Raw genomic sequence first — 20,093 nt, 5'->3', positions numbered from 1 at the left:
CCGCTTAAAAACTCTCGAAAAGATACTCAATCGGCGTAGGGCGACCAAACAGGTAGCCTTGATAGCGGTAACAGCCATGGCCTCTTAGCCAATCAAGCTGCTCTTTTTTCTCAACACCTTCCGCCACCACTGTTAAACCAAGACTTACCGCTAACAGAATCGTGGTATCAACGATTGCCGCGTCTGTTTTATCCGTGAGCAGTTCGTGGATAAACGATTGATCTATTTTCAACTCATCTAGGGGTAAGCGTTTCAAATAACTCAGCGATGAGTAGCCGGTGCCAAAGTCATCCAACGCGAAGCGAATCCCCTTGGCGCGAAGTTTGAGCATCGTATTACGCACCCGAACGGGCTCGCGCATCAACAGGCTCTCGGTCACTTCCAGCACCAAACGACCCGGCGGCGCTTGAGTCTCGGCTAACAACGCTTCTACATCACGCACGAAATCTGGCTGCTGAAACTGGACTGAACTGACGTTAACGGAAATGCTTAAAGAGGCATACGCCGCTTGATGCGACCACTTTGCCAACTGCTCACAGGCCGAGCGTAGCACCCAATGCCCGATGGGTACGATTAAGCGATTCTCCTCCGCCAGAGGTATAAACGTCGCCGGGGAGACCCAGCCACGCTGGGGATGATACCAGCGCAACAGTGCTTCAACGCCGGTGGTCACACCCTGGTGGTCAACCTGCACTTGGTAGTGCAGCGCCAGCTCATTACGCTCCAGCGCTTGATGTAGGTCGGCTTCCAAGCTGGCCCTTTTCAGCACACTGGTCTGCATCTCAGCGTTAAAAAAGCACAGCGTATTGCCCCCAGCATGCTTGGCTTGCTGCAAGGCCATGTCTGCCTGTTGTAGCACGCTGTCCATACTGTGCTCACAGCCAGCAAACAGTGAAATGCCGATACTCGCACTGACGGGTAACGAGTGGCTATTGCGTAATTGAGCGATCGTTTCCAGCAATTGACGCGCGATACGCTCCGCTTTCAATGCGGCATCCGTCTGCTGTTCGCCTAAATCGTTCATCAGCACCACAAACTCATCGCTGCTAAAGCGCGCCAACGTGACCTCTGTCTCTAGCCGCTGACGTAACTGTTCAGCGACATTAATCAACAGCTGATCGCCGCTTTCATGGCCCTGAATGTCGTTCACCAAACGAAAGTTATCCAGGTCAACGACGAGCAATGCACTATGGGAGGCGGCCCACTCATCATGATCAATCGCGGCCGTTAAAGAGTCCATCAGTAGTCGGCGGTTAGGTAGCCCCGTCAGCGAGTCATAGAAGGCTAAATAGTGAGTGCGCGACTGCATTTCAAGATAGTCGGTGAGTTCTGTCGAAATACCGCAAAGTGAAGGCGTGGCGCCAGGTGACATCGAAAGCGGCATTTTAATCGATAAGAACGTTCTTACTCGGCTTTCACCCTGTAAAACATTGCTCTCTTCGACGGTCACTTTTTTGCCTGACGCTAATACATTACGGTCAACTTGATCGAGTGCGGCAGCACTTCCTGCGTCAAAAAAATCAGCATCCCGCTTACCGATAATTTTTTCGGCAGGTAAACCAAATAGATCGCTGATGCGGCGATTAACGTATTGGTACTCTAAGGTGGGAGACTTGATATAAATAAATGCATCGACGCTATCCAATATTGTCGCCAGCATCTCTTTATTGGTTTGCAGCAAAGCCCGGTTTTGCTGCATGCGTCGCTTCAGTAAAACATTACCCACCAGTGCCAAAAACAGAAAAATGGCTAATAGAATAATGCCCCAACGCCCCATGTACTCGTCAACGCGACGCAGCATATCAATGGGAAGTGTTGCCGAAGAGGCTATTAACGCCAGACTAGAAATAGTGTCAGCACTGTTGAAAAGACTGGGGTATAGCAGCTCCTCGCTGAGCTCTGCTCGCTCAGCGAGGTAAATAGCGGCTGTTTGCTGGGTGACACTTGCGAAGCTATACGGTGCGTGTAAACACGTACATATAAGCAGCCCAGCACCCGCTTTTAGCCGACCAATGAACCGTTGAGAAACGGCTTTTTTAAACATTTGGCGGCTATTATTAACAGCTACCGAATAACGCATAGCAGCTCTTCACTGTCCAGGAATGGTAAGCGGACCCGCACGCTCTACCACTCGTTGCCACGCTGCATCTTGTTCAATACGCGACACAAAAGCAGCAATGGCAGGGTATTTTTCTAAGGACTGAACGGCAGCCACCGCCTGTAGCGGAAAGCTCATCTGAATGTCTGCACCACTCGGCCATGGCCCAGCAAAATTGTCGTTTTCCGATAAGTGCTGATTAATAAACGAGAGGTGCTGTTTCAGCTGTGGTGCTAGAAAGCGCTTACTCACCGTATCGCTAATGCCCTTTGCCAGTGGCTTGATAAACCAGGGCGACTGCTTGGGAAGCTGTCCAAACACAAGCTGCATGACCAGCAGCGGCATCAAGGAGCCTTCGGCATAATGTAGCCAGTAACGGTAATCTACCCAAGCATGCATCTCGTCAGCAGACGGTTGGCAACGCCCCTGCCCATAACGCTGTAAAAGGTAATCAATGATCGCCCCCGACTCGGCGACAGTCAGTTCACCATCGGTAATGACAGGTGATTTACCCAGCGGATGAATTTTCTTCAACGAAGCAGGCGCTTGCTGTGTTTTGCCATCGCGTTGGTAAACAACCAGCTCATAGTCCAGTTCAAGGGCTTCTAATAGCCATAGAATACGATGCGAACGAGACTTTTCCAGATGGTGAACGTGGATCATAAACACTCCATGGGGCTTAGTTGTACGCCAGCATTGCACTGGCGACAGTTATTCTTTTCTGCTGGCATATTCAGCTTAGTATTATAAAGCCCATCATCATAGGATCATTGTACTAAGATTAGTATCCCAGCAGTGCTTAACCTCATGGAAGCGCCGAACTAAAGCAAATGGTTAACGATGAGCGTGACGCCACCGCGACAGTAAATCAAGCGGTGACCATTTGCCTTGTAGCCAGGGGGCTAGTAAGCGCATAGAGAGGGGAATAAATACAAATACCATCACTGGCGTCAGCATTAAAGTGCTCACGACCACCCGTGGCAACAATGCCCAGTCGGCCAATACGCCACCAAATACAAACTGAAAAAGCAGCGAGATAGGAAAGAACGCCAACCAAACGGCCACGGCCTGCTTCCAACGCGGCGGTGCGCTGTTTCCGCTGTTTTGAAACCAGGTATCGAGTCCAGTGGCACGGTGCTCTTGGGGCGCCTCATACAACCCTTTACCGCGCGCCAGCCACGCGTTGCGCGAGGCTGAGTGTTCCCAGGCGGCTAACGTTTCGCTGCTGCTAAAGCGAAAGATAATCTGATATTCATCGTCATCCGCGGGTGGTGCCAATACGCCAGAGCCGAGGTAGCCAGCAAAATCAGCCGCCAGCTCGCGACCTTCATTTAGCCAACGATTAAAATCGAAGTAGCGGCCGTGCTCAACGCGACGAGCCACCATCAAAGTGACAGGTGAGGCAGACATGGTATATCTCCTAAAGTGTCCACAGCCAATGCCGGGTAAGCGGGCTGTTTGCTCTCAAGCGGATAAGCCTGAAAAGTCCAATGGGCACATTATACAAGCAATGTTGATGCCATGGTGTGACTGTTTAAGTTATATCAGTTTGCGTAGCGAGGTATCACGCCCGGGAACAGGGTGGGGACTCTCTCCGCGCTGAAACGCACAAACGTGCCGATAAATTTCCACGGCGCTGTGTATCGCATCGGCCTCTTGGTGATCGGGCTTCACTATCGGCCCTTTATACTCGCCTTCCGTGCGCAGAACGTCCTCAACCTCGTCCCGATAGCGGCTTAGCAGGTGCTCCAAATTGATTCTTATACGGTGTACTTCCAACCCAAACGCCTGCCGTTGATCGGTGCGCTTCATAATGTCCAAAGGGTTTGTAGCCGCATCAATTAGGCTTTCCAGCGTGGAAAAGACTAATTTTTCTGCACTGTTTAAATTAGGAATAACGGAATAAATGAGTTCATGTAACGTGATCGATGTTTCATAACGGTGCATAGAACTGTGCATAAGGTAGCTCAACGTCTGGTTAAAGCGACAATACTGATAAATCGGCCCTGATCAGAAAAACTTAACCGGTAGGTACCACGCACGCCATCACGGCTTACCACTCGGCGAATCGCCTCGGCAGGAAATATTACCCAGCGGCCATCCACACTGCGGGTACGCACATTGGCAATGCGCCCTTCGTAATGGGCTAGACACTCGTCGTAATTGAGATTGATGTCCACATCAATGGTTGGCATAAAATTGATTTAGAGAGCAATGAGATAGATAGGCTCATGATAAACAGATTTATGACAAATAGACTCATGACAAAAACAATCATGGCAAATAAGTTGCGCGACGAAACGCATAGCACTTACTTGCACTGTCGGCATCGCTCGCTAATACTTAACGGTATCCCAACTCGTACTTCGTCGGTAGTGACCTATGGCCATTTCTTCCATTAGCACCGTTTCTCTCACTGCATGGGCAACTCCCGTGGTAAACGCTTCTCCGTCGCGCGTTGAGTCAGTGGCAAATAGCCGTGAGATTGAAGAAGACACGACGACGTCTAGCGATTCCCGCAGCGCCAGCACAAACGAAGAGAAAAGCAGCGAAACAGTTGGCCCGAAGCGGGCTGATGGCACCCCCATGGCGCCGGAAGAAATCCAGCAGTTAGAGCAGCTTAAGCAGACCGACCGTGAGGTACGTCAGCACGAGATGGCCCACCAAGTAGCGGGCGGTGCCTATACGGGCGGCGCCAGCTACGACTATGAAGAGGGTCCCGATGGCAAACGCTATGCAGTTGCCGGAGAGGTACCGATCGACTATGGCCCGGTGCCCAATGACCCCCAAGCCACTATCGAGAAAATGCAGACCGTTATCGCGGCGGCAATGGCCCCTGCGGATCCATCTCCCAAGGATCACCAAGTAGCCGCTCAAGCCCGCCAGTATTTACTTGAAGCCAAGCTAGAAGCGGCCATGCAGCGCAGTGAAATGCAGCAAGCCCGCAGTGCCGGTGCCGCTGATGCGTCCGTTACCACTGATGAGCCCGAAGCTGAAACGCAGGCTGCTTAACGCTTAACTATCTAAATGGCGAGTGAGCGCCACTCTTCCCGCGCTGGCCAATTCGCCAACCAAGCAGGAAGAACATCAGCGGGCATCGGGCGAGCAATGCCATAGCCCTGTGCTAACTCGCACCCCAATGCCATTAGCGCTTTAGCATGCTCAAGTGTCTCAACGCCTTCCGCTAGCATGGGCCGCTTAAAGCGATTAGCCATGTAAATGACGCTTTCCACAATCGCCATATCATCTTGATCACTAAGCATATCGCGCACGAAACTCTGATCAATTTTGATCAAGTTGACCGGTAGTTGACGCAGATGAGTTAACGACGAAAACCCGGTACCAAAGTCATCGATAGCAAAGCTTACGCCTAAGGCCTGACAACGCGACATATTCTGCAGCGCAGCCTGAACATCATGCATCGCGGCGCTCTCCAACACTTCAAGCTTCAGCATTGATGGCGGGACATCAGGATGACGTGCCAATAGTTCCGCTAAGCGCTGGCTAAAATTACTCACTAATAAATGCGTCGGGCTTATATTCACATTAATGGGTAGCGTGATGCCTTGGGCATGCCATTCCGCCAACTGGCAAAGCGCCCGCTCAATCACCCACTCACCCAACTTCACTTCTAACGGCGTGGTATCGATAATGGGCAAAAACTGGCCGGGCGCCAGCAATCCCTCATCAGGGTGCTGCCAACGAATGAGCGCTTCGAGGCCAACCACCTTGCCACTGCGCATATCGACCTGTGGCTGATAGTAAAGGCACAGCTCATTATGATTGAGCGCATCGATAAACCGCTGACGCTGCTCATGGCGAACCTGCAGCAAACGGTCATGGTTAGGATCAAACAGATGAAACGTATCGCGACCACGCTGTTTGGCGCGATACATCGCCTGGTTAGCGTGTCGCAACAAAACATCGCCTTGAACGTGGTCGTTAGGGTAGAGCGTTACCCCTAAACTGGCCGTCAAGTGAATACTCTGCCCGTCCACCATTAGCGGTTGGCGAATGGTGGATAACAATTTCTCAAAAAAATCATCGCCTATGCCGTGGTGGAGTAACAGCACAAACTCGTCGCCCCCCACCCGCGCCAAGACATCATCACCAAAGAGCAGATGGCTTATTCGCTGGGAAAACGCAGTAAGCAGCGCATCACCCACCGGCGAACCCAGCCGATCATTAATGTTTTTGAAGAAATCGATATCCAGCGAGCACACCGCCAATGGCAGTTGCTTTGCTTCTGCGTGCTGCATTGACTCCTGAATCAGTTGCGTCAGCAGTTGCAGGTTAGGAAGCCCCGTCAGGGCATCGAAATAGACTTCCCGATTGAGATGGCGTGCATGAGCGGGAATAGCCGAAAGGTCGGCGAGCACAATCACATGGTGGTCAATTTTACCATGCTCATCTCGCACGCGATTAATCGACATCATTCCAGGATAAAACTGGCCATCGTGGCTGCGATAGCTCACTTGGCTTTTACTGCGGTCCCGCAGCTGTAGCTCTTCGCGCATTAGCCGCGTCGTACGGCTATCATCCAGCGGCAAAATGCTAAACGCTTCAGGCGTTTTGCCTTGTACATCGCCCAGCGTAATCCCCGTTAACTCGCAAAAGGCAGGGTTCACTTCCACCACCCGATTTTCCGCATCGGTAATAATGATCGCCTCGTTGGCGTAACAAAATACAGACTCAGCGGGAGACGACGTATTGCTAACAAACGCTGCCGGCATCGATTTTGAAAGGGGTAGTACGGGTGTTGGCTGGGAGGACTGTTGAGACAAAGACTGTTCCTTCGATAAATTCAAGGATTCATACATACGTCTTTGCTCTCCTCGTCGTTGTTATTGATCCGTTGCTGTAGCGCACAGTACATTATCGGCCGTAAAGGAAATAACTTAAGGGGCGGGACTGGCGGCCCCTAGAAAGCGCGCCTGCCAATAGTCGATTTCTAACGGCACACTGACCACGGCCCGGCCATTACCAGGCGCATGAATCATCTGGCCATCGCCACGGTAAATACCCACATGGGTCGCTTTGCGGCGGTCGCCAAAGAACAACAAATCGCCAGGGCGTGGCGCCTCGACTTGGGGCAGTGCGCGAAACTGCTCGTCGGCGGTGCGCGGCACGGGAATACCCGCCGCACGATACGTCATCTCCACCAGACCGGAACAATCTAACCCCGCCGGCGTATTGCCGCCGAAACGATACGGCGTGCCTATGGCCTGCTGGGCATGGGAAAGAATCAGTGCGCGCTCCATAGAGAGTCCCGCACGATTGGGGGGTGCCTCGATAGGGGTAAGATCGCGGCTCGCACAGCCCGCCAATACCAGCATTACTAGGCAAGGAAACAACAGACGAGCCAAAAACATGGGGCAGCCGCTCCGATAAGCCAACGTGCCTTCATGATGGCGCAAAGCATGCCAGCCGCCAATAAATAGTTAACGGCCAATCCACTCCACAAAGGTCGTTTCACCCAGTAAATGGCGCTCATGGCGCACCCGGCTCATCGACGCATAGGGCAAATCCATCGCCAGCACCCGCGCAAGCGGTTGTTCAATCACTTGGCGCAATAGTCCATTGCAGACAAATAGGTGCGCCACGATTAGCACATGCTTTCCTGGCGGGCTGGCAATAAGTTGCTGCCACACCTCAGCGAGGCGCGCATCGAAAGTCTGGATGGTTTCACCGTCCGGCGGTGACACCGCTGTGGGGTCGTACCAAAAAGCACTCATTCGTTCGGTGCCCTCCTCAGCAAATACCTGAGCGTGAGTTTTACCCTCCCACTGCCCCAAATGCAGCTCGGCTAGGTCATCCTCCACCTGTACGGGCAAATCAAACTCTTCGCCCAGCCACAGCGCAAACTCCCGACAGCGCGTTAATGGTGAGGTGACAATCGCATCATAAGGCAGGTGGCCCTCAACCGTATGCCGCATCACGGCCTCCGTCACCTGCTGCCAGCCTGTCTCACTCAGCGGGTGATCGGTGGAGCCGCGCAGCATGCGCCCGCCTACCGGCTCACCGTGGCGTAACAAGTCAATGGTGGTGATCTCTGCACCTGGAAAACGCATACTCGACTCCTTGCCTGCGGGCGCCACTCTCGGCGTTAAATAATCGCGTGGCGCACGCGTGCGGAAATCCACTCCGACACCAGCACGGTAGCGAAAATCATAATGAAAATAACGCTGACCTGATCCCAGGCAAGGCTGTTGATCGAGGCATTTAACTGCAAACCAATACCGCCCGCCCCGACCAAACCCAAGACCGTCGATTCGCGGATATTAATATCCCAGCGGTAAACACTAATCCCGGCAAAGGCAGGCATGATTTGCGGTAACACGCCATAGTTCATCACCTGCATGCGACTCGCGCCGGTAGCGCTAATCGCCTCTACCGGCGTGGGGTGGATCTCTTCAATCGCCTCATAAAGCAGCTTGCCGACAAAACCGATCGAGCGCAGCGCGATGGCGATAATGCCCGCGAGTACGCCGGGGCCGAGAATCGTCACTAACAGCATCGCCCAGATCAGCGAGTTGATGGAGCGGGATGACACAATCACCACTAGTGCCACACTGCGCACCAGTGGGTGTGGCGTCGTATTTCGCGCGGCTAAAAACGCCACTGGAAATGCCATCATGACGCCGATCACGGTACCGAGCGTTGCTATATTCAGCGTGTCCCACATGGGCTTCCAGAGCACATTGGCATAGCTCCACTCCGGCGGCATCATGCGACTAATCAGGTCGGCGCCCTGGCGGCCAGCGTCTTCGACAAACACCCACATGGTGTTATCGGAAATCACCTTCCAGCAGAGCAGAAATAGGCTGACACCCGCCAACCACACCAGGTATTGCAGCCATTGGGCTCGGGTGGTGCGCCGCCGCCAAACCGGCAGACCCTGGCAGTTAGTAGATACGGGCATCGCGATTCTCCAAAAATAACAGGCCAGGGATGGCTAATAAGCGTTTACTGGGTCCAGCGGCGGACATGGCTTGAGCTGTATTCGCACAGCAGCACAATCGCGATGATGACCAACAGAATCGCGGCAGACGTATCGTACTCATAGCGGCTTAGCGAGGTGTTCAGCGTGGCGCCGATACCACCCGCCCCGACAATGCCAATCACCGCCGATTCGCGGAAATTGATATCCAGTCGATAAACCGAAAGCCCGATCAAACGCGGCATAACCTGCGGCTGAACCGCATGGTTCATGGTTTGCCACCAGCTTGCCCCGGTGGCCCGCACGGCTTCTACCTGACGCCAATCCAGGTCTTCAATATCTTCCGCCAACAGCTTGGCCATAAAGCCAATCGTCGCAAAAGCCAGGGTGATCATCCCCGCCAGCGGCCCAAAGCCGAACATGACCACAAACAGAATCGCGATGATGATCTCTTGAAAGGTGCGCGAAACGGCAATAATGCCGCGACACACAAAGTAGATCGGCAAGGGTGAGATATTGCGCGCCGCCCCTAGGCCCACAGGAATCGCCAACAAAACGCCCACTACCGTAGAGGTGAGCGTCATGGTCAAACTTTCCATCAGGCCCGCCACAATATCGCTCTGACGGCTAGCAAAATCGGGCTGCATAAAAGCACCCAGAAAATTAACCGCCCGCGCCGCGCCTTCCGATACCCGCGCCCAGTTAACGTCTACCGAGGAGAGCGCCAACACCACATAAACCACTGCGCCAATCGCCAACCCCCAGCGCAAGCGTGGGTTATGAATCAGCGGCAGGCGCCGCCAATGGCCCTGTCGAGCAGCCTGTTGGCGCACCAGCCCCTCTGGCTGCCCTTCTGTTAGCGGTGCGTCTGCCAATTCACTCATCGAGCGCGCCCCGCGGCCATCGCCGGTAGGCTAGGCGGGTAAGAAGACGCTTCTAAAGCATCGTCAGCCGTGTCGTCGTCCATCGGCTCAGGAGTCGTGTCCCAATCCTCTTCACCATAAATGGTTGTGAGCATTTCGCTGGTGAGTTCGCTAGGCAGACCGTCAAAGACAATTTTTCCAGCCCGCAGGCCAACAATTCGGTCGGCAAACTGCTGAGCCAACGCCACATCGTGAATATTGATGATCGCCGCCAAATCACGCTCCGCGCAAAGCTCGCGAATCAGACGCATGATTTGACGCGAGGTTTTCGGGTCGAGACTGGCGGTAGGTTCGTCAACTAAGAGTAGCTTGGGACTCTGCAGTAGCGCCCGGGCGATACCGACACGCTGGCGCTGACCACCGGAAAGGGCATCGGCGCGCTTATCGATAGCGTGAGGAAGCCCCACCCGCTCGAGTAGCCGAAAGGCTTCGACCACCGCTTCCTGGGGATAACGACGCAAAAAACTGCGCCAAAAACCGACATAACCGAGCTGACCTGAGAGCACGTTCTCCATCACGGTGAGTCTGTCTACCAGTGCATACTCCTGGAAAATCATCCCCATTGATCGCCGTGCGTGGCGAAGCTTATGGCCTGAGAGCCTGGTCAGCTCGGTGCCTTCCAGGCGGATGCTGCCCTGGGAGGGTTCAACCAACCGGTTTACACAGCGGATAAGCGTACTTTTACCCGCGCCGGACGGCCCAATCAGCGCCATCACCTGTCCTTTGGGCAGCGTGAGTTCAATATCCGTTAGCGCCCGATCCCCGGTGGGGTAGCGCTTGCCTACGCCGCTGAGTGTTAACATTTTTCCCACCTCGTCTGTATAGCGAAACGGCCAGAAAGGTTAGCCTTCCTGGCCGAGCAGTAGCGTCTACCCAATCGATCAGTCGCAGTCGTAAGTCACACCGTTAGCATCGGCAATGGTGCGAATAACCGACCAGTTTTCCTGATAGGTAATCGGAATAAACTGCGCTTCACCGGAGTTGGCAAATTCTGCTTCCAGCGGGGTGCCTGCCCAGTCATAGCTGAAGAACGCGTCCTGAATTTTTTCGGCAAGCTCAGGGTTCAGATTGTTCGCCAAACCGTAAGCGGTGGTCGGGAAGGTTTCTGAGGTGTAAATAATGTCGTAGTCACCCTCGCTGACGACGCCACGGGAAATCATTCGTTTGCCCACGGAATTAGCGATCGCTGCCGCGTCGTAATCTTCGTTGACCACGCCCAGGATGGAATTGTCGTGGGAGCCAGAAAAAGCGGTTTCAAAATCTTCGCCCGCTTCCATACCGTACTCGGAGCGCAGCAGGGCAGACGGTGCACGAAAACCGGAGTTGGAGGTCTCGGAAGTGAACGCAAGCTGGCGGCCCTGCAGGTCTTCAACAGACTCAATGCCGCTCCCCGGATAGGTGATGATCTCCATTTCATAACCAAAGCTGCCATCGTCTGCCGCCATCATGGCAAACGGACGGAAACCACCGCAGTTGACCGCAACCGGTACGCCACCGGTATTAAAACCGGCTACGTGCAAACGGCCTGCGCGCAGCGCTTCCTGCTGGGCGGCATTGGACTGCACGGGGAAGAACTGGACCTTTTTGCCGGTTGCTTCGCTTAAATGCTCCAGAAAGTCAGACCATACGTCAGCGTAAACCGCTGGGTCTTCCACCGGCGTGTAGGCAAACACTAGCGTTTCGGGATCGACCCACTGAGACTCATCGCTGGGTGCATCAGCGACCATATCGCCATCGTTATCGACATAACGCGATGAGAGATCCGCTGAGGCATTCACCGCAGCAAAAGCGAAAGCACTGGCAACGGCAGCGCTGATAAGAGTACGGGGAAGCGCATGAATTAAAGAGGATGTCTGCATGGGGCACCTAACGCGTTGTTAAAAGATAGCGACAATCCTGACCACTTCAGATGACAACGGCGCGGCATTTATATGACTGCTTGGTGACGTTTTGGCTAACGCAAAATGACATGGCTTTTTAATGATATGGTTCTTTAATGACATAGCGCTTTAGCGGCTCAAACAACTACCACGACGCTCTACAAACAGACTATTCCCAGGAATTTTTTTGGCTTGATGCTTCAATTCAGACAGCTCAGCGGCAATGTCCAGCGCTCTGCAGGTGGTGGTGTCAGAAATAGGTTTCACTGCGATTGATACACTAACGAAAGGGAAAAATGTCACGCTGTTTTGCCGGTTTTCGATCAGAATCCCACCTTGTAGACGGTCAGCCTCTTCATAGAAACCGGGCGCAAGCACTTCGAAAGAGCGTAAGATTTGGTCACAGACGCTCTCCCAATGGCCGAGCGGTAGTAGCATCATAAAATCATCACCGCCAATATGGCCGATAAAGCCACCGGCATTCTCCACCTGCGCCTGCAGCAGCCGTGAGAGTGAAATAATGATGTGGTCACCTCGCGCGTAGCCGTAGGCATCGTTAAAGGCTTTAAAGTTATCTAAGTCGACATAGGCGGCTGCAAAGCCTTGCTCGGCAGCCAAGTAAGCGGCCAGGGTTTCATTAATCAGGATATTCCCCGGCAGGCCAGTCAGCGGGTTGGCATGGCGCGCTTGGCGCACCTGAATAGCGGTTATCTCACGAAGCAGGTCAACAATATTGCCCATCCCAAGATAGTCACCGTTAGCATTAACGATGACGAAGTCCTCCTGTTCAATATCCCGGCTATCGGTCAATTGCTGGCTCAAAACCTCGAGCGGCGTATCGGCATCAGCCACCAGCATGCGTGCATCAGCCACATCCAACACGCGGCGCTTGGCATACAAAGCATGGCTGTAGGGGTTGGTAAACAGGGTCAAAAACGCATTGCGACGCACCACTGCTACGGGCTTACCATTCTCTAGCACCGCGACACAGCGCAAGCCGGGCTGTTGGCGAAACCGCTCGGAAATATCCGGCACTGCGCACTCTGTCGTGATGGCGTCGATAGCCCGCAAAATCGAGCGCGCAGTGCGCCCCGCGGGGCTTTTTAATTGGGTGGTCGCAGGCAACACCATATTGAGCTCTAAGGGCGGTTGCTGGCTGGGACGGGCAAAATAGAAACCTTGCAGCAGCGCGAGCCCGCGGTCGAGCTCCCATAGACAGAGATGCTCGGCGGCGGTTTCCACCCCTTCGGCGATAACTTGGCAATCCAGACTGCGGGCTACATCGAGAATCGAGCGAAGAAATTCTCGCTTTGCTGGGTCCTGGTCGATGCCGGAGATAAAGTGCCGGTCAAGTTTGACGAAATCGGGGCGCAGCTCTGACCAGTGGCGCAGGCTTGAGTGCCCCGCGCCAAGATCATCCAGCGCTACCTGAAAGCCCATCGTCCGGTAGTGATCCACCGCTTGGCGCATTAGCTCGTAATCATGAATGGGCACGTGTTCAGTGAGCTCAATCACTACCCGTTCCGGGGGCAAGCCACTGTCACGAATAAAACCAAGGGTTAAACCTTCGCGAAAATCACGCTCTACGATGGTTAACGGCATCACGTTAAGAAACAGCAGGCCAGGCAGCTCAAGTTCTGCAAAACGGTGAATCGCCAACCGTCGGCAGAGAATATCTAACTCCACCAGTTTGCCTGCCTGGGTGGCAACTTCAAACAGTCGTAACGGCGAGTGAAGCGGCGAGGTCTTAGGTCCACGAATCAGTGCTTCGTAACCATAAACGGCCTGTTGACTAGCATCCACAATGGGCTGAAAAAGAACATGCAACTCTTCTGTTGCAATGATCTTTTTCAGCCACTGCGATTCTTGTGCGGTCATTTGCCTGCTGCCCTATTCTGCCACCCCAATCAATGGTGGTGGTACCTATGGAATGCACCATCCCTGGAGGTGATTGATAGGCGGCAAGCGTGCGTCATTTTCGTGACGTTATCATGACAATCCACTGCTGAGTCAGGCAGTTAGCGCCCTGTCGCGTTCGAGAACGGGGCCGTTCAGGTAAGCGGCTTTTCAGCCGGGGGAAAAACCACCTCACTACCATCGACGTCAAGCTGGCGAATATCGATAGGGTGGCCCTTTTCGTCCAGTGTGACTAAGCCAATGCCGCTGGCATTCCAAAGCCGTTCACCGGCGCTGGCGCGATCAGGATCGCGAGGGTGCACGCTCAGCTTGCGTCGCTTGGTAAACCAATTGAGCGGCGACCACGGTGCATATAGCCATCGATTCAAGCGGTCAAAGGTATTCAGCAGGTTTTTCGGAAAGGTGTTTTTAACCCCGCTGGAGGTGATCTGCCACAGGTGCGGTGAACGCCGCTGATGGCGTACCACAATGTCGTAAACAAACGAGTAGTGCACATCCCCCGACAAAATCACGTAGTTGCCGGGCGTTTTGGAGTGCTGCCAAATCTGCAGCAGCGTATTGGCTGCGCCACGGTGGGCCATCCAATTTTCGGCATCGACCACCAGCGGTTTACCCATAAGGGTAAAAAGCTTTTGAATGCTCTCAATCAACTTGACGCCAAACATGGGTGCGGGAGAAATAATCACGGCGCTTTTGGCGCCCAGGAGCGCCTGCTGCATCTCCATGAGCGCCTCCCAATCCATCAACCCAGAGGGCCGGCTAGGGCTGCGTTCGCTGCGCCAGCGGCGGGTTCGAGTATCCAGTACGATTAAGGTGGGCGTGCCGGGAACCTGAAACTCCCAACCCTGAAAACGCAGCACCCGCTCAATGAAGCCATCTTGCTCAGCACATACCAGGGGTTGGCTGTCATCACGCAGGAGTGTTGAAGCGTGATGGACCAATGGATTTAGCTTATCTGGGTCGTTCCCCCACGCTTGGCAGAGCAAATAAGCGACTAAGGCATTGCCGATGATCCGTTTAGAGAACGGATGTCCATAGGCAGTGCGCTCCCAATCGGCCGTCAGGTTCCAGTCATCGGTCACATCGTGGTCATCGAAAATCATCAGGCTGGGCAAGTGTGCCATCAGCCTTGCACATTGGGGCAAGCCCGCCACAAAGGCGTCAATCACTGCCTGCTCTTGGCGATAGAGTTCGGCGTCTTTTTTATCTAAAGCGGGGGCATCGGGCGCAATCACTTGCCAGGGCACCGGCGACCACACCAAACAGTACATGGCGAGCATTTCGGCCAGCGTCATCAAGTGGTTCTGCGCATTGGCCGAGGTAAAAACCGGTTTTTTAACACCCCCGAAGAAGCGCTCGCGCAGCGCAGCATTGCTGGTCACATCCGGCAGCAACTCTGCTCGCCGGTAGTAGCTGTCAGGCGATTGATAGAGTGCTTGGCTATCGTCGACCGTGGCGCCTTCCAGCCGCTCGTCCACCAACCCCAGCCTTGCAATGAGCGCATGAACAGCGCGCAGCATCGGCCCTGCCACGTCGTCGGCGTATACCTGGTCGCCGGTCATCAGCAGCCAAGCGGGCCACTCGGTGGGCGCTGACTGCTGCTCAGCAAGCCAGCTATCAGCGCGCACCAGGCCATCGGCACTGTCGTGATGAGGCTTGCGGCAGGAGCCGTGCATCAGGCGGTGATGCCGTGACGCAATCACAAAGGCGGGGTAGGCAGCACCGTCATAACAGAGCCACGGCGCCCACTCGGGCAAAGCCCACCACTCGCCCTGCTGGGTTTCTACCTGCAGGTCGTACTCGATGCGCTCATCGCAGGGTAGCGGTGAATCAAGTTCAACATCAATTAGATAGATAAAAGCGTGCTGGCCGATGGGAATGCACTGGTAATGATGCGCCAAGCCTATCGATTCGGCATCACTCTGCCCAGGTCGCAGGATCAGCGTCATATTCAATGCCCGGGAAGCCACTACCCAGAGCACTAGTCGTGTGGTGCTGATGCGTCTTAGTAAGGGACCAACTAAAATATCGGGCAGCGTATGAGTGTCATTCATCCAATCAGTTATCCGTTATCCAGGTGCCACAACAGGCAGTTTCACAACCACCTCCAACCCGCCTGCCTTGGCGCGATCCAGATGCATTTGGCCGTTATACAAGGCGACAAGATCCGTCACAATGGCCAGCCCGAGGCCACTGCCAGAGCGCTGTTCATCTAGTCGTTTGCCCCGTTGAACCGCCTGCTGACACTCCGCTTCAGACATGCCAGGGCCATTATCACTAACGGTTAAGATCAACTGCTGACGGTCAACCTGCGCATGTAGCTGGACCTCGCTATGCGCCCAGCGCAATGCATTATCCATCAAGTTACCCACCAGCTCTTGGATATCTTGCTCATCCATGTGCACCCTGATTTCCTGTTCCAGGATTTGACGCAGCACAATACCACGCCGCTGGGCGAGCCTAGAGAGTCCGTTAAGCAGTGGTGCCAGGGTAGTGGGTAAATCAATAGGTGCAAAACGCACGCCTTCGCCCGCCGCTGAGGCCCGCGCCAGATGGTGGCGTACCGCGCTATCAACCCGCGCTAGTTCAACCTCCCAGGCACCACGTTTTGCTTCAGGTAACTGGCGCAACTGTAGGCGCATAACACTCAGGGGTGTTTTCAGCGCATGGGCGAGGTTACCCGCCGTATGGCGTCCGCGCTCGATTAAGCGTTGGTCGCGGGCTAACACCGCGTTCATTGAGGCGGCTAGCGTCGCTAACTCTTCCGGCAAATGGGTATCTAACTGTTCGCTGCGGCCCTGCTCTACGTCGTGGAGGTTAGCACGCATGCGGCGAAGTGGTGCCAACCCCCAACGGACTTGGAGTGCTAACACGCCGAGTAGCACTACGCCTAAGCCTATCAAACCACCCCACAGTAGATGCTGAAATTCACGGATATCTTCGGTGAGCACAACGTCCCGGGCGGCCACGCTGATATGCAGCGGCGCCTCTAGCGGGGCCAGATAGATATCCCGCTCCACCACGCGCAGCGATTGCTCACGAGGGCCGCTAATTGAGCGGGCGCTAAGGCTTTCATTTTCAACCACCGGCAGGCGCTGGTCCCATAACGAGCGTGAGGCCAGCGTGTGCTGCCCCTGATCAGTAATTTGCCAGTACCAGCCAGAGTAGACATTCTCGAAACGCGGGTCGCCCAGCGCTCGATCGTGGACCAACTGCTCGGCTAAACGGTCATACGTCACGCCTGCTATGATGACGTTAAGCGTGGCGGCCAAACGCTCATCAAAGGCCTGGGTGGCGGATGTACGGTAGTGGTGAGAGAGGAACGTGCCAGCAATGGGCAGCGCTAGCCCCACCATCACCAGCACGGCCAGCAATAGTCGCAGGCTGATGGAGCGCTTTGCCCACCGTCTTTGCCATTGATGACGCCACGCTGCCTTGGCGCTCATTCGGTCGCGGGCTCTTCTTCTAATAGCCGATAACCCTGGCCCCGTTGGGTGGCAATTCGCCAGCTGCCCAATTTACGACGCAGGCGGCTGACCTGGACATCAATCACGTTGGAGTCCGGTTCATGGTCGCGGTCGTAGACGTGCTCTGAAAGCTCGGTACGACTCACCACCCGCGGTGCCGCGTGCATTAAGTAACCAAGTAGCCGGGTTTCTTGCGCGGTTAAGCCGACCGGCCGCCCTGCCAACGTCACGTGCTGGGTGTGGGTGTCTAAACTGAGTTCGCCCACTTTCAACACGGGGTGGGCGTGACCATGACTGCGGCGCACAAGGGCACGCAGGCGAAATAACACTTCGGCTGGTTCAAACGGCTTAGTGACATAATCATCCGCGCCTGCGGTAAAACCCGCGGCTTTATCCGCCCACCGCTCACGAGCCGTTAGGATCAGTACAGGCAGATCTATGCCGTCTTCCCGCCACGCCGCCAACCAGCGTGTGCCGTCGCCATCGGGTAGCCCTACATCTAAAATCAGTGTGTCGTAAGCTTCAGTACGCACTAGAAAATCAGCGTCCTGACCGGTCGCCGCATGCTCCACCAGCCAGTCACCGTCGCGCAACGCTTGGCTCAGCTCACGCGCTAGCGCCTGGTCATCCTCTACCAGCAAACACTTCATTGGTTAACTACCCTTTTCGACAACGTCTTGGCAATCCAAAGCGTGATATCGCAGCGATACGGGGTGTGATGACACCTAACGGCGCATATCATTAATACGCACACCCTCAATAGACATCAGTTGGCCATTATGGCCATCAAATTCAAACTCAACGACTTGGCCCTGAGGGCCAAGCAGCTTGATTTCGTACTCTACATATCCCCCTTCACGCTCTACTTCAACCTCCAGCACCTCACCTATATAGTGAGCTTCCAGCCAGTCCAAAATAGTATCGAGCGGAACGACCTCGCCCCGGCTAACCTCGCCGTGCAATGACCCCCAATGCTGGTCACCCACTGCGCTACCCGCTAGCAACAGCACCAAGGCTAACCCAGTGACGTTGCGGCAAGGGACGCTGCGCAGTAGCGCTTTAAAGTGGCGTAGGATTTTACTCATAGCGTCAGCATGCCAAAGGCAACATGAACGTTAGATGAACAGCTTTGTCAGCTTAAGGAAAGTTTCGTGGTGGTATAAATTCCCTGTCGCATTCGCTGAATGCCGTTTATTCGTTTTCGTACAGATACGTAAAGAAGGAATTTGCTATGAACACCATGAAAAAAATGCTGCTGATCCCGACCTCTGCTCTGCTGCTTGCCGCGGCGGCAGGAAGTGTGCAGGCCGACGATTCGCTGCCGATGGATCGCATTGATGACGTATTGACCCACGCCAATGACTACGGTTTCAGCCACTACGAAGAAGTTAGCATTAAAAGCCGTGGCCGCGTAGAGGTAGAAGGTTGGCTGGACGATGAGTGGTACGCCGATGTGGAATTCTCTCTCGATAACGGTGAAACGCTGCAAGAGCAACGTGAGCGCCTGATTACCGGTGCCTGGGGTATGAGCGAAGACGATATCCGTCAAGCACTGGACGTCGCTAGCCAGGAGGGTATGGTTGAGTTTGAAGATCTCGATATCGATAAAAGCGGCATCATCGATATCGAAGGCCGCGGTGACGATGGCCGTGAGCTAGAAATCAGCGTGCGTCAGGGCTCTTCCGAAGTGACTCAAATTGACCGCGATTAATTTTTCCAGCTAATCGCTTTGCGGGCTCCCTAAGGGGAGCCCGCTGCGTTTATGGTAGGCTGCCAAACTATGCAGCTAAAAATCATGTCGCTAAATTGATCGTGCCGACGTTATCAGGTTGCTGAGGAGATATCTTTGCTGAACGAAGGCGTTGACGGCGCGCTGGAGAAAGTAGCACTCGGCAACACGGCGTCGGTGCTAAGAGACTTGGCCTGGCTGGTCGCCACACCTGATCTTGTGGCGCTTCCTCCGCCGATTCCCTGTGGAGGACGGCCCACCATTAAAGAGTTAGGGCTGGAGAACGCGCTACTGCCCTGGCTACTTAAGCTTGGCCGACCACCACTCACCGCGTTGAACGGCAGTCGCGCAACGCGCATGGGCCATTACCACGAACGCCTGTGGCATACGCTATTAGATCACGCACCGAATACGCGGCTGCTCGCACGGAATGTGCGCATCACCCGCCAGCGCAACACCCTGGGTGAGCTGGACATGCTGTACAGAACCCGTGACAACCCGGCGCCGATACATTTAGAAGTCGCTATTAAGTTCTACCTGGGGCTGCCTGAAGGGCCTGGGGCCGCCAATAGTCAAAGCCGCTGGATTGGCCCCGGTGGGTTAGACAGCCTAGCGCTTAAGTGCTCTCACCTACGACGGCACCAGCTTCTCCTTTCCACTACAGCGCCAGCGCTGGAAACCCTAGCGCATTGGCTTATGCCACGGGACCTGGGGGTTTCTGCGCTGCGTTTAGGCGAACAGCTAACCCAGCGGCTGGCGATGCCCGGCGTACTTTACTACCCCTGGCATGCTGCAATGCCAGCGCCCGAAGGCGCGACGCCAGACCATCGTCGAGGAACCTGGTGCTACTTACGCGATTGGCCTGAGATGGCAGCCCGGTTAACCACCATGCCTCGCATCGCGTGGTTGGAAAAACCTCACTGGATGGCACCCCCGCCCCTCAGCGCTTTTCGACCTGCAGCGGAGCTGTTGCCCGCCATTATCGAAAAGGTTCACGCTTGGCGATCCCCCCAGCAAGTCATGCTGTTTCACTCAGATAGAGAGCACCATGAACAATGCTACGAGCGGCTATTTTTGGTACCTGATGACTGGCCCCGGCAAGTGCCTTTACCGCCCCGCATTCGGGACTGAAAAACGAC

Annotated in this window: 20 protein-coding genes; 3 read left to right on the top strand and 17 right to left on the bottom strand. The window is 54.7% G+C overall.

Features of this window, described 5'->3' with window-relative positions; genetic code table 11:
* Positions 1 to 4: 4 nt before the first annotated feature.
* The 5 genes from AC5TBW_RS01445 to AC5TBW_RS01425 all read right to left on the bottom strand — a co-directional run bounded on the left by AC5TBW_RS01445 (position 5) and on the right by AC5TBW_RS01425 (position 4,293).
* Positions 5 to 1,801: a putative bifunctional diguanylate cyclase/phosphodiesterase gene (locus AC5TBW_RS01445; protein ID WP_495511893.1), complete on the bottom strand. Its 1,797-nt coding sequence runs from the start codon at positions 1,799 to 1,801 to the stop codon at positions 5 to 7.
* 288 nt (positions 1,802 to 2,089) lie between these two features.
* Positions 2,090 to 2,761, bottom strand: a complete 672-nt coding sequence (locus tag AC5TBW_RS01440; RefSeq protein ID WP_495510389.1) for a glutathione S-transferase — start codon at positions 2,759 to 2,761, stop codon at positions 2,090 to 2,092.
* Positions 2,762 to 2,932: 171 nt separating this feature from the next.
* Entirely contained in the window at positions 2,933 to 3,508 is a 576-nt protein-coding gene (locus AC5TBW_RS01435; RefSeq protein ID WP_495510388.1) for an antibiotic biosynthesis monooxygenase, read from the bottom strand.
* Positions 3,509 to 3,637: 129 nt separating this feature from the next.
* Positions 3,638 to 4,057 (bottom strand): hypothetical protein, encoded by a 420-nt coding sequence (locus AC5TBW_RS01430; RefSeq protein ID WP_495510387.1) that lies wholly within the window; start codon positions 4,055 to 4,057, stop codon positions 3,638 to 3,640.
* An 8-nt stretch (positions 4,058 to 4,065) separates the two neighbouring features.
* Positions 4,066 to 4,293, bottom strand: coding sequence for a DUF2835 family protein (locus tag AC5TBW_RS01425; RefSeq protein WP_495510386.1), 228 nt, complete (start codon positions 4,291 to 4,293; stop codon positions 4,066 to 4,068).
* A gap of 187 nt (positions 4,294 to 4,480) precedes the next feature.
* Between AC5TBW_RS01425 and AC5TBW_RS01420 the strand changes: the two genes are divergently transcribed.
* Complete coding sequence (locus tag AC5TBW_RS01420) at positions 4,481 to 5,110, top strand: putative metalloprotease CJM1_0395 family protein (RefSeq protein ID WP_495510385.1); 630 nt, start codon at positions 4,481 to 4,483, stop codon at positions 5,108 to 5,110.
* A gap of 11 nt (positions 5,111 to 5,121) precedes the next feature.
* Here AC5TBW_RS01420 and AC5TBW_RS01415 read toward each other — a convergent pair whose 3' ends face one another.
* The 12 genes from AC5TBW_RS01415 to AC5TBW_RS01360 form a co-directional block, all read right to left on the bottom strand.
* The gene (locus AC5TBW_RS01415) at positions 5,122 to 6,918 is read right to left on the bottom strand and encodes a putative bifunctional diguanylate cyclase/phosphodiesterase (RefSeq protein ID WP_495510384.1); all 1,797 of its coding nucleotides are present in this window, start codon (positions 6,916 to 6,918) and stop codon (positions 5,122 to 5,124) included.
* Between the two features lie 78 nt (positions 6,919 to 6,996).
* Entirely contained in the window at positions 6,997 to 7,470 is a 474-nt protein-coding gene (locus tag AC5TBW_RS01410) for a C40 family peptidase (RefSeq protein ID WP_495510383.1), read from the bottom strand.
* A gap of 69 nt (positions 7,471 to 7,539) precedes the next feature.
* A complete protein-coding gene (locus tag AC5TBW_RS01405) occupies positions 7,540 to 8,169 on the bottom strand; it encodes a histidine phosphatase family protein (RefSeq protein ID WP_495510382.1) in 630 nt (209 codons plus the stop codon).
* A gap of 35 nt (positions 8,170 to 8,204) precedes the next feature.
* A complete protein-coding gene (gene phnE / locus AC5TBW_RS01400; RefSeq protein WP_495510381.1) occupies positions 8,205 to 9,020 on the bottom strand; it encodes a phosphonate ABC transporter, permease protein PhnE in 816 nt (271 codons plus the stop codon).
* Positions 9,021 to 9,064: 44 nt separating this feature from the next.
* Positions 9,065 to 9,922, bottom strand: coding sequence for a phosphonate ABC transporter, permease protein PhnE (phnE, locus tag AC5TBW_RS01395; RefSeq protein WP_495510380.1), 858 nt, complete (start codon positions 9,920 to 9,922; stop codon positions 9,065 to 9,067).
* Complete coding sequence (phnC, locus tag AC5TBW_RS01390; protein WP_495510379.1) at positions 9,919 to 10,764, bottom strand: phosphonate ABC transporter ATP-binding protein; 846 nt, start codon at positions 10,762 to 10,764, stop codon at positions 9,919 to 9,921. The genes phnE (AC5TBW_RS01395) and phnC overlap by 4 nt, the downstream gene beginning before the upstream one ends.
* Positions 10,765 to 10,842: 78 nt before the next feature.
* The gene (gene phnD, locus AC5TBW_RS01385; protein ID WP_495510378.1) at positions 10,843 to 11,820 is read right to left on the bottom strand and encodes a phosphate/phosphite/phosphonate ABC transporter substrate-binding protein; all 978 of its coding nucleotides are present in this window, start codon (positions 11,818 to 11,820) and stop codon (positions 10,843 to 10,845) included.
* A gap of 150 nt (positions 11,821 to 11,970) precedes the next feature.
* Entirely contained in the window at positions 11,971 to 13,719 is a 1,749-nt protein-coding gene (locus AC5TBW_RS01380) for a bifunctional diguanylate cyclase/phosphodiesterase (RefSeq protein ID WP_495510377.1), read from the bottom strand.
* A gap of 173 nt (positions 13,720 to 13,892) precedes the next feature.
* Positions 13,893 to 15,812, bottom strand: coding sequence for a metallophosphoesterase family protein (locus AC5TBW_RS01375; RefSeq protein ID WP_495510376.1), 1,920 nt, complete (start codon positions 15,810 to 15,812; stop codon positions 13,893 to 13,895).
* Positions 15,813 to 15,827: 15 nt separating this feature from the next.
* Positions 15,828 to 17,204, bottom strand: coding sequence for a sensor histidine kinase (locus tag AC5TBW_RS01370; RefSeq protein WP_495510375.1), 1,377 nt, complete (start codon positions 17,202 to 17,204; stop codon positions 15,828 to 15,830).
* Positions 17,201 to 17,875 carry a response regulator transcription factor gene (locus AC5TBW_RS01365; RefSeq protein WP_495510374.1) on the bottom strand — a complete coding sequence of 225 codons (675 nt, stop codon included), beginning with the start codon at positions 17,873 to 17,875 and terminating at the stop codon, positions 17,201 to 17,203. The genes AC5TBW_RS01370 and AC5TBW_RS01365 overlap by 4 nt, the downstream gene beginning before the upstream one ends.
* Positions 17,876 to 17,950: 75 nt before the next feature.
* On the bottom strand, positions 17,951 to 18,310 hold the full coding sequence (locus AC5TBW_RS01360; protein WP_495510373.1) for a PepSY domain-containing protein: 360 nt from the start codon (positions 18,308 to 18,310) through the stop codon (positions 17,951 to 17,953).
* Between the two features lie 146 nt (positions 18,311 to 18,456).
* Here AC5TBW_RS01360 and AC5TBW_RS01355 point away from each other — a divergent pair, with 146 nt between their 5' ends.
* Both AC5TBW_RS01355 and AC5TBW_RS01350 read left to right on the top strand, forming a co-directional pair.
* Positions 18,457 to 18,936, top strand: a complete 480-nt coding sequence (locus AC5TBW_RS01355) for a PepSY domain-containing protein (protein ID WP_495510372.1) — start codon at positions 18,457 to 18,459, stop codon at positions 18,934 to 18,936.
* Positions 18,937 to 19,071: 135 nt separating this feature from the next.
* Entirely contained in the window at positions 19,072 to 20,085 is a 1,014-nt protein-coding gene (locus tag AC5TBW_RS01350; protein ID WP_495510371.1) for a DUF1853 family protein, read from the top strand.
* Positions 20,086 to 20,093: the final 8 nt, after the last annotated feature.

The sequence above is a fragment of the Vreelandella sp. ssv genome, assembly GCF_059448525.1.
The sequence above is the reverse complement of the archived record's forward strand: the minus strand, read 5'-3'. Positions and strand labels throughout refer to the sequence as shown.